The organism is Mesorhizobium sp. P2_A12 (assembly GCF_056405075.1).
This window is the reverse complement of the sequence record NZ_JBFUCU010000045.1, coordinates 1-12179: the sequence shown is the minus strand read 5'-3', so window position 1 is coordinate 12179 and position 12179 is coordinate 1. Positions and strand designations below refer to the sequence as shown.

The window sequence follows — 12179 nt, the reverse complement described above, 5'->3', positions numbered from 1 at the left end:
CACCCAGGCCCGTCGTCAGCCTATCTCAGTGCCTACAAGGACAAGGCCGGCGAATGGCTCGATGGCGGCAGGTCGTATCGCCTGCGCGTTCCGCCCAATCCGCCGATCAAACTTTTTTGGTCAGTGACGGTCTACGACGTCGGCACGCGCGCCCTGATCCTGAACGATCAGAACATCGCCGATCGCTCCTCGCGCATGGACCTGCACATGAACGCCGATGGGTCGGTCGACATCCATACCGGGCCGAAGGCGCCTTCCGGCTTTGAAAAGAACTGGATCCCGACGGTGCCGGGCAGGAACTGGTTCGCGTATTTCCGCTTCTACCAGCCGACCGAGCCGTACTTCGATCGATCCTGGCCGTTGCCGGATTTCGAACGAGTGTAGGCCGACAAGGGACGATGGCATTGGTGCAATGGAGTTGAGGCTATGGGTGGTCCGGAAAGACGATCTGGAATGTCGACGTTCGCGCTCGCCCTGCTCGCCATCATGGCGGCAAGCGCTCAATCCGTTGCGGCTCACCCAACGACTTCGGCTACGCGCCGACGCTCAAGTTTGCCGGCAAGAAGCCGGTCGGAAAGGAGCAGGCCATGAATACTAAGAACGAACAAATCGACACTTTGCAAGAAACCGTACCTGGCACGCTCAGCAGGCGCAGCATCTTGCTTGGCGGCACCGCACTTGCTGCGGCATCGGCAATTATTTCGGCTACCTCTGTGAAGACAGCAAAGGCCCAACAGCCGAGCGGAAAGCAGCCCAACATCCTGATGATCATGGGCGACGACATTGGGTGGTTCAACCCGAGCATCTACCATCGTGGCATGATGGGCTACCGTACCCCAAACATCGACCGCATCGGCAACGAGGGCGCGATGTTTACCGATTGGTACGGGGAGCAGAGCTGCACCGCCGGGCGTGCAGCCTTCATAACAGGGCAGTCACCCATCCGCACTGGCCTGACCAAGGTCGGCCTGCCGGGTGCCGACATCGGCCTTCAGGCGGAGGACCCCAGCGTCGCTGAACTGCTGAAGCCGCTTGGATACGCCACGGGCCAGTTCGGCAAGAACCACCTCGGTGACAAGGACGAGTTCCTGCCGACGAACCACGGCTTTGACGAGTTCTTCGGCAATCTCTACCACCTCAACGCCGAAGAGGAGCCGGAGAACCCCGACTACCCGAAGAACCCTGAGTTCGCCAAGCGCTTCGGCCCGCGTGGCGTAATCCACAGCTTCGCCGACGGTAAGATCGAAGATACCGGGCCGCTGACCCGGAAGCGCATGGAGACCGTCGATGACGAGACTGCGGCGGCGGCCCTGGACTTTATCGAACGCCAGCACAAGGCGGACAAGCCGTTCTTCTGCTACTTCAACTCGACCCGGATGCACGTCCACACACACCTCAAGCCCGGGGCTGAAGGCAAGACCGGCAAGGGGGTCTACGCCGATGGGATGGTCGAGCACGACGGGCATGTCGGCCTGTTGCTGAAGAAGCTGGACGATCTCGGCATCGCGAACGACACGATTGTCGTCTACACGAGTGACAATGGTGCCGAGGTCATGACCTGGCCTGATGGCGGCAATACGCCATTCCGTGGTGAGAAGGCGACCAACTGGGAAGGCGGCTATCGTGTACCCATGTTGATCCGCTGGCCCGGCGTGATCAAGCCTAACACGATCTACAACGAGGCGTTCGCACACTACGATTTGATCCCGACATTCTGTGCAGCGGGCGGTGATCCGGACGTGGTTGCCAAGTGCCTAACGGGCTATCAGGTCGGCGCCAAGACCTTCAAGGTGCATCTCGACGGCTACAACCTGATGCCCTTCTTCACCGGCAGTTCGGCGGAGGCACCTCGCAGAGACTTTCTCTATTGGAATGACGACGGAGAACTGGTCGCGGTCCGCGTTGTCGACTGGAAGGTCGTGTTCAAGGCGCAGGAACACGAGGGGGTCGACGTTTGGCGGAAGGAGTTCACTGCGCTTCGCGCTCCTAAGCTCTTCAACTTGCGTGCCGACCCGTTCGAACGCGGCGACACTTCGATCGAATACGAGAAATGGTTCTTTGATCGCAGCTTCGTGGTGGTTCCGTCGCAAGCGGTCGTGGCCAAATGGCTTGACAGCTTCAAGGAGTTCCCAATCCGACAGAAACCCGCCAGCTTCAACCTCGACGATGTCATGGAGAAGCTGTCGCAGCCAAAGAACTAGGAATCGCATTGCCGCTGTTAGTCCGGAGCAGAGATGGGCGTAGCCATGACACCGTTCCGCAATGAGAAGACGTCGAATTGGGACGTGGCTGGCGAAACAAGGAAGAACCACCATGGCCGATCAGCGGAATGCGAATTCGATGAAAGGGCTTAACGCGGTGAACCGGAGGAATTTGCTGCTCGGCGGCACCGCGCTGACAGCGGCTGTCGCAATCGCAGCCGCTGCATCGACCCAGGCCGCGAAAGCCCAAAACGAGCCAGCAAAGCCTTCCTCCGGCAAACAACCGAACATCCTGGTCATTTGGGGAGACGATATCGGTTGGCAGAATGTCAGCGCTTACGGCATGGGGACAATGGGTTACACCACTCCGAACATCGACCGGGTGGGGCTGGAAGGCATCCGTTTTACCGACCAATACGCCCAGAACTCCTGCACGGCAGGCCGTGCCTCGTTCATTACGGGACAATACCCCATCCGCTCGGGAATGGTGACTGTCGGGGTGCCGGGAGACAAGCTCGGCCTTCAGGCATCTTCTCCCTGCCTGGCCGAGGTATTGAAGAAGGCGGGCTACGCGACTGGACACTTCGGCAAAAACCACTTGGGCGACCGCAATGAACATCTGCCGACGGTGCATGGGTTCGACGAATTCTTCGGCAATCTCTACCACTTAAATACCCAGGAGCAGCCCGAGTATCGCGACTACCAGGAGTTCGCCAAGACCTATCCCGGCGGGCCAGAGGCTTTTGCCAATAAGTTCGGCACGCGCGGCGTGCTGCATTGCCATGCCAGTGCCGAGGACGATCCCACCGAGGATCCGCGGTTCGGCCGAATCGGCAGGCAGAAGATTGAAGACACGGGTCCGCTCACGATGAAGCGGATGGAGGACTTCGACGCCGCCGAGGTGATCCCAAAGGCGTTCGACTTCATGAAGAAGGCAAATGGGGACGGCAAACCGTTTTTCGTCTGGCTCAACACCAGCCGCATGCACCTCTACACCCACCTGAACGAGAAGTGGCGCTATGCCGCCGACAAGTACACGTTCGACGAGGACATCCATGGCAGTGGAATGTTGCAGCATGACCACGACGTTGGTCTCGTGCTGGACTGGCTAAAGGAGAACGGGCTCGAGGAAGACACCATCGTCTGGTACTCGACCGACAACGGCCCCGAACATTCGTCTTGGCCTTGGGGCGGTACGACGCCGTTTCGGGGCGAGAAAATGACCACCTACGAGGGTGGCGTTCGCGTGATCTCGCTGCTGCGCTGGCCGGGAATGATCAAGCCCGGTCAAATACTGAACGGTATTCAGGCTCACATGGATATGTTCACCAGCCTCGCCGCTGCTGCCGGCGTTCCTGATGTCGCCGAAAGGATCAAGGCTGAAAAAAAGCAATTCATCGATGGTGTCAACAATCTGGACTACTGGCTCGGAAAAGCACCGGACAGTGCGCGCAAGGAGTTTTTCTATTATTATGAAAGCAAGCTGATGGCTGTTCGGATGGGTCCGTGGAAGGTGCACTTCCAGACCCGCGAGAATTATTACGACATCATCAGGCCACAGCTCATTTTCTTCAACATCCGAAGCGATCCGTTTGAAAGCTATGACAGCATCGACTCCTTTGGTCATCTCGAACAGAGGGTGTCGTGGCTGTTCCAGCCGATGAATGAGCTGGTCGGCGAACATTTGAAGACGCTGGTCAAGTATCCGCCCGTGCAGGGCGGAACATCGTTCGACATGTCGAACATTGTCGAGGACGTTTTGCGTAAATCGCAGCAATAGGTGGGAAGATGGATAGAGGAACCCGTAGTTGGATCGATTGACAATTGCCGAATTGGGGATTGCGGTCTTGCGGCGCGGATGCTGGGTCCGGAGGCCTTACTTTGGGACAATCCGGACTATAGGTCGCCGTTCGTGGTCGGCGGCTCGATCCGCGGCGTGACAATCGCGGTACAGAAATGAGCAGCGTGCAACTTGGCCCGGCCTTCGATGGGCGGCACCGCGAAAGGACTGAAGACTGAGGGAGAACAACTACCGCCGGCGCTGGAAGAGGCGCCAAGACAGGGAGGAAATCCGATGTTCGCGACTGTTGTAAATCGCCTTCGCAACCTGGCAACCGTCTTTGCGACTGCGGGCATCGCGACGGTCGCCCAGACGGCATTCGCCCAGAGCCAGGATGCATCGCCTCCCGCTGCCTCATTCTCGTTGCCAAGGCCGGATTTCCACTTCAAGGGGCAGGTTGGCCGCACCTATCTGGACTCCGATCCAGCAACCTTCCCGCAGATCGTGCGTCCTCCAAAGGGCGCGCCCAACATCGTGCTGATCCTTCTCGACGACGTGGGCTTCGGGCAGTTCAGCGTGTTCGGCGGTGGTGTACCGTCGCCAAGCATGGAGAAACTGGCGGCCGACGGCCTGCGCTACAATCGCTTCCACACGACGGCGTTGTGCTCGCCGACGCGGGCCGCCCTGATTACCGGGCGCGAACACCACGTGACAGGCAATGGCAGCATCACCGAAGCGGCAACAGGGTATGATGGCTATACAGGCATCATCCCCAAGAGCGCCGGCACCGTGGCGGAAATCCTTCGGCAGAACGGCTATGCGACCGCCTGGGTCGGCAAGAACCACAACACGCCAGTGTGGGAGACCAGCGAAATCGGTCCGTTCGACCGCTGGCCCAATGGGATGGGTTTCGACTATTTCTACGGTTTCAATTCTGGAGACACGAGCCAGTACGAGCCGATCCTCTACGAAAACCACAACCGCGTTCCGCGCTCGACCGATCCCAATTATCACCTCTCCACCGACATCGCCGACAAGTCGATCGCCTGGATGGAAAAAGTGAAGGCAATCGACCCGGATCGGCCATTCTTCCTCTATGTCGCTCCCGGTGCGACCCACTCGCCGCATCAGGCGCCGAAGGAGTGGATCGACAAGTTCAAGGGCCAGTTCGACATGGGCTGGGACCGATACCGTGAGGTGACGTTCGAGCGACAGAAAAAGCTCGGCGTCATTCCGCCAAACACCAAGCTTACGCCGCGACCCGAAGGTCTGCCGGCGTGGGATTCGCTCAATGCCGAGCAGAAACATCTCTACGCCCGGATGATGGAAGTGTTTGCCGGATATGGCGCACACGTCGAGCACGAGATGGGGCGCGTCCTCGACGCGGTGGCAAAGCTGCCCGATGCCGACAACACATTGATCCTCTACATCGTCGGCGACAACGGCGCATCGGCGGAAGGCGGCATCGAAGGCTCGACCAACGAGAATGCCTTTTTCAACAATGTGCTTGAGACGTGTCAGGACAACCTCAAGGTCATCGACGAGCTCGGCGGCCCGAAACACTTCAATCACTTTCCGTCGGCCTGGGCGTGGGCGATGGACACGCCGTTCCAGTGGACCAAGCAGGTCGCCTCGCACTTCGGCGGCACGCGTAATCCGATGATTGTCTGCTGGCCGGCAATGATCACCGACAAGGGCGGACTGCGCTCGCAGTTCCTCGACGTCGTCGACATCATGCCTACTCTTCTGGACGTTGCCGGCGTGCAGGCGCCGGACGTTCTCAACGGCGTGCCGCAAAAGCCGATCGACGGCATCAGCATGACTTACACGTTCGGCGACGCCAAGGCAGCCGACCGCCGCAAGGTCCAGGTGTTCGAGATGGGCGTCAACCGCGGCATCTACCAGAACGGTTGGTTCGCTTCCTCTTTATCCTTCGTCCCTTGGCAGCCCAATCGCACCGGCTTCGATATCGATAAGGCCAAGTGGGAATTGTACAACATCGACGAGGATTTTTCGCAGGCCGACGACCTCGCCGCCAAAAATCCCGACAAGCTGCGGGCAATGGAGGATTTGTGGTGGGCGGAAGCTGCACGCAACAACATCCTGCCGCTCGATTGGCGTGGTCCGGAGCGCATGTCGGCCGAACTGACCGGAAAACCGAGCCTTGCCCACGGCCGCAAGACGTTCGTCTATGAGACCCCGTTGGTAGCGCTGCCTGAAGCCTCGGCGCCCGACCTGAAGAACAAATCCTTCACCATCACCGCGGAGGCGGAAATCCCGGCAGCCGGCGCCGACGGCATGATCTTCACGCAAGGCGGCTTCACCGGCGGCTGGGGCTTCTACATCGAGCAAGGCAAGCTCGTCGGCCTGCACAACTATGTGGCTCTCGAACGCTACCGCGTCGTCTCCACGGAGCCGGTGCCAACCGGCAAGGTCACGCTCCAGATGAACTTCAAATCCGATGGTGGCGGCATGGGTAAGGGAGGTGAGATCTCGCTCCTCGCCAACGGCAAGAAGATCGGCGAGGGTCGCGTCGATAAGACGACGCCGTTCAAATATTCTCTCTACGAAGGGCAGGATATTGGCGAGGACAGCGGCTCACCCATCGACTTCAGCTACATGCCGCCGTTCAAGTTTGCCGGCAAGCTCGGTCGGGTGACAGTGGACTTGAAATGATGACCTGATTCGGCGAACCGTGGTACTTTTGCCATCGGGAGCGCCGGCCGTTCTGGGGAGGGACGAGATGATAAGATCCAGATCAACTGCGTGCCTGCTTGCCGCGGCGGCCATCGCTTTTGGCTTTGCCTCGGTCGAACGGGCAAAGGCCACAGAGGCGGTTGCCGGGCGCTATGTGCCCGGCGCCTTCGCAGGCCCCGGCGCGGGCATCGTGCCGCCGACGCCGGGGGTCGGCTATTGGGCGGTCTCCAACATCTACTACCATGGCGAAGCAAACGGCCAGATTCCGTTCGGCAATGGCTCGGTGGCGGTCGGCATGACCGGCGATATCTGGGCCACGGCTCTGGCTGGGATCTACGTGCCCGAACTGCACCTGCCCGGCAACTGGACCTATGCCGTGCAGGCCGCGGTGCCGCTGGGCTGGACCGGGGCTACGGCCCAGGTCGGCCAATTCGGGGTGGATCAGCAGGTCGCCGGGCTCGGCGACATCGCCTTCGCGCCGCTTGTGCTTGGCTGGCACAACGATGCCATGAACACCTGGGTGTCGGCATCCCTGACGATCACGGCGCCCACCGGCGAATGGAAGGAGGGTGACCTCGCCTTCATCGGCCTCAATTATTGGACGTTCTCGCCAGCGATTGGGCTCACCTATCTTATCCCGGAACATGGGCTGGACCTTTCCGCCAAATTCGGCGTGGACATCAATACCAAGAACCAGGACACTGATTACTACAGCGGTACGATGGCCCATCTCGATCTTTCGGTCACAAAGGCTGTAACCGAGAGCCTGTCCGTGGGGGCGATTGCGGGCTTTCTGGACCAGATTGAAGACGATCGCAGCGCGTTCGCCGACACCCATGACGGCTTCAGGGGCCGTTCGATCGCTGTCGGGCCTCTGGTCAAATACAAGGCCAAGTTCGGAGAGAAGACCGAGGTCGAGTTTACTTTGAGATGGGCCCACGAGGTCGAGGTCGAAAACCGCATGAAAGGCGACGCGGTCTTCTTCGACATTGCCGGAAAGTTTTGATCGATAGCGGCTGGACGGCCTGTCGCTTCAGGATCGTTTCGATGAACACCGATTCCTTTGCCGAAATCTTGGAAGGCGCCGCGGCCGAGCCGCCATTTCCGGGCATGGTCTGGATCCCCGGCGGCACCTTCGTGATGGGCTCGGACAGCCACTATCCGGAGGAGGCGCCGTCACACCGGGTCAGTGTCGACGGCTTCTGGATGGACAAATTCACCGTCACCAATCGCGACTTCGAACGCTTCGTCGCGGCAACAGGCTATGTCACCCTGGCCGAGAAACCAGCCAATCCCGATGATTATCCCGGCGCCTTGCCGCATCTTCTGGCTCCATCCTCGATGATGTTCAGGAAGCCGGACGGGCCGGTCGACCTCAGCAATCACTACAATTGGTGGGTTTATGTCCATGGCGCCAACTGGCGCCATCCCCGTGGTCCGGCCAGCACGATCAGGAGGCTTGCAGAACATCCCGTTGTGCATGTCGCCTATGAGGATGCAGCGGCATTTGCCGAATGGGCGGGCAAGGAACTTCCGACCGAAGCCGAATGGGAATTCGCAGCGCGCGGCGGCCTTGATGGTGCCGAATATGTCTGGGGCAGCGAGTTCACGCCTGGCGGCAGACACATGGCCAACACCTGGCAGGGCGAATTTCCCTACCGGAACAGCTGCGATGACGGTTTCGAATTTACCGCCCCCGTGGGCTCGTTCCCCGCCAACGGCTACGGTCTCTACGACATGGCCGGAAATGTCTGGCAATGGACGACCGACTGGTATCAGGGCCACGGTTCTATCGACAGCCCGTGCTGCACGGCGGTCAATCCGCGTGGCGGCCCGCGCGAAGCGAGCTACGATCCCCGGCTGCCTGACGTGAAGATACCGCGCAAGGTGACCAAAGGGGGCTCGCATCTGTGCGCGCCCAACTACTGCCGGCGCTATCGGCCCGCCGCGCGCATGGCGCAACCCGTCGATACTTCGGTCTCGCATCTCGGCTTTCGCTGCATCGTGCGGCGCGAAGCGGAAATTCACCCCTCGATGAGCAACCGCGATCGCGGCAACTGAGCAGACGGCGGCACATCGGGGGCGCGCGAGGACACGGAGCTTAATCAGGAGGAAGCAAAAATGAACACCGTTCTTAAAACGATTGCCATTGTTTCGGCCCTGGCAGCGGCACAGCCCGCCTTTTCCTTCCCGACAGAACTTCGACCGTCCGGCGAGCAGTGGACGCGCCCCTTTGCAGAGCCGGTATTGGTCCGCAGGAGGGCGGTGGTCAGACCGAGGGTGGTACGCCCCAGGCCCAATGTGGTCATCAGGAGAAACGTCGTGGTGCGGCCGGTTCGCCGTTGGGTCCGCAGGCCTTACTTTGGAACAATCGTGGCCGGCGTGGCGCTGGGCACAATCGTCGCCGTAGCGGCCGCATCCGTCTCACCCCCCGCACCGTCTCCGGACCTTTGCTGGTTCTGGTCGAGCAGCTCAAAAACCAAAGGGTACTGGGACTACTGCGTGCCGCGTTAAAGACGACGGACTAACCCTCAGCGGCAAAACCCGCTGAGGGTTGTTGCTGCAGATGGGCTTCGACAATGCGCGCGGGCTCGGCCTTGTCATCCGTTCCCGAGGGATCCCCACGGGAACTCGATCGTACCGAACGAGGACTGACCACGCTCCCAGTAGACCGGATTTGGCAGATTGCAGTCACGGTGATTTTCGTGGCGACGTCTTGCAACCCCGCCATTTCAGCCGACCTGCTTGTCGCAATGCCCAATTGGCCCTCTGGCCAGGCGGCCGCCAATATCATCAAGTACAGCATCAAGCAGAAACTCAACCTCGACGCCGATGTGCGCGAGATGGGCTCCATGACGGCATTCGCCGGAATGGATTCCGGTGATGTCGACATCTATCCGGAAGTCTGGCTCCACAATCTCGATGCACTCGTCAAGAAGTACGTCGACGGGCGCAAGACCGTTGACCTCAGCCCCAAGGGTGTGCCGGCCACCCAAGGCCTCTGTGTGACGCGCGAGACGGCTGACAAATTTGGCGTCAAGGACATTTCAGATATGGCCGATCCGAAAAAGGCGGCCCTGTTCGACACCGACGGCGATGGCAAGGGCGAAATGTGGATTGGCGCGTTGGGCTGGTCGTCGACGAGCATCGAGAAGATCCGGGCTATGCGCTTGCCCATGGCTTTGCCGCCTGGGCGCACCAGACGCTGTTTGTGCGCGGCGGCATGCGGCCGGAGAACCACCAGAAGTCGATCCGCCATGCCCATGCGGCGATCGAACATGGCTCGGGCGACGCGATGGCGCTCGCCTTGGCCGGGTTCACCATTGGCCTGGTGGAGCACGACCGCAGGCAGGCCGACGAGGCCTTTGCGCAGGCTTTGGCTCTCAGCGCCTCCTGCGCCTTCGTCTACACCTTCGGCTGCGTGCCGGTGGCCTATGGCGGCGACGCGGCGCGGGCGATCGACTGGTGCGAGCAGGCGATGCGGCTCAGCCCGCTCGACGCCATGAACTGTGTGCCGCAAGGCATTATCGGCTTCGGCAACTTCCTGTCCGGCCGGCACGAGCAAGCTGTCTCGGCTGGACGGCGGGCCGTGGAACTGAATCCTGGGTTCAGCATCCTGCACGGATGGCTGGCGGCACCGCTTGCCAGTCTCGGACGGCTCGACGAGGCAAAGGCGGCGGGCACTCGGCTTATGTCGCTTGACCCGCATTTCTCCATCGGCCGCTGGTCAGCGGCTGTCGGAATTGCCCCGGGTATTCTAGGTGAGGTTACCGATGCCTTGCGGCTGGCAGGTCTGCCGAATTAGCCGGAAAGGCGCGCGCTTCGCTTCCATGGTTGGCAATGCCTCCATCACGTCCGCACTGCTATCTCGCAAGAATGTGCGAGGAGGATAGGCCCGGCATTTCCTTCGTCGCTGGCGCCTCGCTAAGGGCCGCGCCCCTATCCGGAGGCCATATGGGCCACGCTGACATATCTAGATCATCTAGATATGTCAGCGCCGACCGAGTGGGGGGTCACTGGCACTGAGGACCGTGTCCGATTGTGCTTCGGTGGCTTACCATACAAAGCGCCAAACTCGTGTTGGGCACTTGCAATCACGCGACGTCTGCCGCATGTCCAGCCGCCGGCCCAAAGGTTCGCTTCGGTGACGTGAATGCCGTGCAGCTTGCCGGCGACTATTTTTCGCATTGGCCTTTGTCCTATCCACCATTCATGATCAGTCGGTTCACGCTGTCGGTGGCTCGGCTAGATTCCGACTACCAGTGCACCGCCGCTGAGACCCGCACCGGCCGCCGCCAGAAGAATTTTCTCGCCCGGCCGGAACGGTTCCGTGCGATGGGCGAGCGACAGGGAGAGCGGGATCGTCGCGGCGGAAGAGTTGCCGTATTCGGCGATCGTCTTGACGATGGCTTGATCTGCAATGCCGAGGTTTCGCCCGACGGCATCAAAAATACGAGCATTCGCCTGATGCGGCACAAATCGGTCGACATTCTGTGGCTGCGTTCGGGCTGCCGCGAGCGCGTCCTTTGAACATGCAGTCATCATGTCCACGGCCCTGGCGAACACTTCGCGGCCGTCGGTCATCGTCATTCGGGTTTGCCCGAGATCCAGGCCACTTTGGAACGGGACGTTGCTTCCGCCCGCCGGGATCTGGATCAGCCCGTAGCGCGAGCCGTCCGAATCCACCGAGGCACCGAGAATGCCCCGATCAGGGTCCTCGCACGGACCGATCACCAGGGCGCCGGCGGCATCGGCGAAAAGGACCGAGCTTGCGCGCTCGGCCGGATTGATGCGACGGCTGAGGATGTTGGCGGCGATGACCAGCGCTGATTTGCCATGCAGGCGAGTGAATCCGTCCGCGAACATCAGGGCATAGATGAAGCCGGCGCAGGCGCCGGTCAGATCGATCGCACCCGCGCGTGTCAGTCCCAGCCGATGGGCGACCAGAGGTGCGCTCGGCGGCAGGAGGTGATCAGGCGTCGAGGTGGCGAGCAACAGCAGGCCGATGTCGCTTCGGTCAATAGCGGCGTTCGCCAGCGCCATCTCGCCGGCCTGCGTGGCAAGGCCGGACAGCGTGTCTTCATCTGTCGCCCAGAAGCGCGAACGAATTCCGGTGCGCCGCTCGATCCAGCCTGGCTCGAGCCCGAGACGATCTTCGATCTCCTGATTCTCGACCTTGCGCCCAGGCGCATGATGACCAAACCCGAGAATGCGCGATGATCGGCTCATGGTTTTGAGCCGAAGCGTTCGCCGGCCTCCGCGATGGCGTCGTAGAGCCCGTCGAGCTCGTCGCCGGTGATGCAATAGGGCGGCAGAAGATAGAGCACATTGCCGAGCGGACGCACCAGCAGTCCGCGCTCGAGGAAAAAAGCGCGCAGTTTTGGCCCGATCTCGGCCAGATAGCCGGCTGAGCCGGCGTGCAGATCGAGGGCCGCGATCGTGCCGGTCACCCGACTGTCGGTGAAGTTGGCATTGTCGCGAAAGCGCTGAAGCCCGGCGGC

At 60.9% G+C, this 12179-nt stretch carries 9 protein-coding genes and 2 pseudogenes; 9 read left to right on the top strand and 2 right to left on the bottom strand.

From position 1 onward, the window contains the following. From AC1DZU_RS34715 to AC1DZU_RS34675, 9 genes and pseudogenes are all read left to right on the top strand, one after another. Positions 1–384, top strand: a 384-nt coding sequence (locus AC1DZU_RS34715; RefSeq protein WP_477291860.1) for a DUF1214 domain-containing protein, incomplete at its 5' end; no start/stop codon positions are given. Positions 385–587: 203 nt separating this feature from the next. Beyond that, positions 588–2201 carry an arylsulfatase gene (locus AC1DZU_RS34710; protein WP_477291858.1) on the top strand — a complete coding sequence of 538 codons (1614 nt, stop codon included), beginning with the start codon at positions 588–590 and terminating at the stop codon, positions 2199–2201. A gap of 112 nt (positions 2202–2313) precedes the next feature. Further along, complete coding sequence (locus AC1DZU_RS34705) at positions 2314–3981, top strand: arylsulfatase (protein WP_477291856.1); 1668 nt, start codon at positions 2314–2316, stop codon at positions 3979–3981. A 294-nt stretch (positions 3982–4275) separates the two neighbouring features. After that, positions 4276–6657: an arylsulfatase gene (locus tag AC1DZU_RS34700; RefSeq protein WP_477291854.1), complete on the top strand. Its 2382-nt coding sequence runs from the start codon at positions 4276–4278 to the stop codon at positions 6655–6657. 67 nt (positions 6658–6724) lie between these two features. Further along, complete coding sequence (locus AC1DZU_RS34695) at positions 6725–7684, top strand: SphA family protein (RefSeq protein WP_477291852.1); 960 nt, start codon at positions 6725–6727, stop codon at positions 7682–7684. Positions 7685–7788: 104 nt separating this feature from the next. Continuing rightward, positions 7789–8739, top strand: a complete 951-nt coding sequence (locus AC1DZU_RS34690) for a formylglycine-generating enzyme family protein (RefSeq protein WP_477291864.1) — start codon at positions 7789–7791, stop codon at positions 8737–8739. 60 nt (positions 8740–8799) lie between these two features. Continuing rightward, positions 8800–9192 (top strand): hypothetical protein, encoded by a 393-nt coding sequence (locus AC1DZU_RS34685; RefSeq protein WP_477291850.1) that lies wholly within the window; start codon positions 8800–8802, stop codon positions 9190–9192. A gap of 65 nt (positions 9193–9257) precedes the next feature. Beyond that, positions 9258–9773: pseudogene (locus AC1DZU_RS34680) on the top strand (glycine betaine ABC transporter substrate-binding protein); the annotation flags it as partial. A gap of 17 nt (positions 9774–9790) precedes the next feature. After that, positions 9791–10483, top strand: a complete 693-nt coding sequence (locus AC1DZU_RS34675; protein WP_477291866.1) for a hypothetical protein — start codon at positions 9791–9793, stop codon at positions 10481–10483. Between the two features lie 440 nt (positions 10484–10923). Here AC1DZU_RS34675 and AC1DZU_RS34670 read toward each other — a convergent pair whose 3' ends face one another. Further along, positions 10924–11907: a beta-ketoacyl-ACP synthase III gene (locus tag AC1DZU_RS34670; RefSeq protein ID WP_477291862.1), complete on the bottom strand. Its 984-nt coding sequence runs from the start codon at positions 11905–11907 to the stop codon at positions 10924–10926. After that, positions 11904–12179, bottom strand: a pseudogene (locus AC1DZU_RS34665) (adenosylmethionine--8-amino-7-oxononanoate transaminase); the annotation flags it as partial. The gene AC1DZU_RS34670 and the pseudogene AC1DZU_RS34665, both read right to left, overlap by 4 nt.

What these genes read in the sequence shown, in the direction of transcription:
- AC1DZU_RS34710 (WP_477291858.1), top strand. Translation starts at nt 588, where the DNA reads ATGAATACTAAGAACGAACAAATCGACACTTTGCAAGAAACCGTACCT.
- AC1DZU_RS34705 (WP_477291856.1), top strand. Translation starts at nt 2,314, where the DNA reads ATGGCCGATCAGCGGAATGCGAATTCGATGAAAGGGCTTAACGCGGTG.
- AC1DZU_RS34700 (WP_477291854.1), top strand. Translation starts at nt 4,276, where the DNA reads ATGTTCGCGACTGTTGTAAATCGCCTTCGCAACCTGGCAACCGTCTTT.
- AC1DZU_RS34695 (WP_477291852.1), top strand. Translation starts at nt 6,725, where the DNA reads ATGATAAGATCCAGATCAACTGCGTGCCTGCTTGCCGCGGCGGCCATC.
- AC1DZU_RS34690 (WP_477291864.1), top strand. Translation starts at nt 7,789, where the DNA reads ATGGTCTGGATCCCCGGCGGCACCTTCGTGATGGGCTCGGACAGCCAC.
- AC1DZU_RS34685 (WP_477291850.1), top strand. Translation starts at nt 8,800, where the DNA reads ATGAACACCGTTCTTAAAACGATTGCCATTGTTTCGGCCCTGGCAGCG.
- AC1DZU_RS34670 (WP_477291862.1), bottom strand. Translation starts at nt 11,907, where the DNA reads ATGAGCCGATCATCGCGCATTCTCGGGTTTGGTCATCATGCGCCTGGG.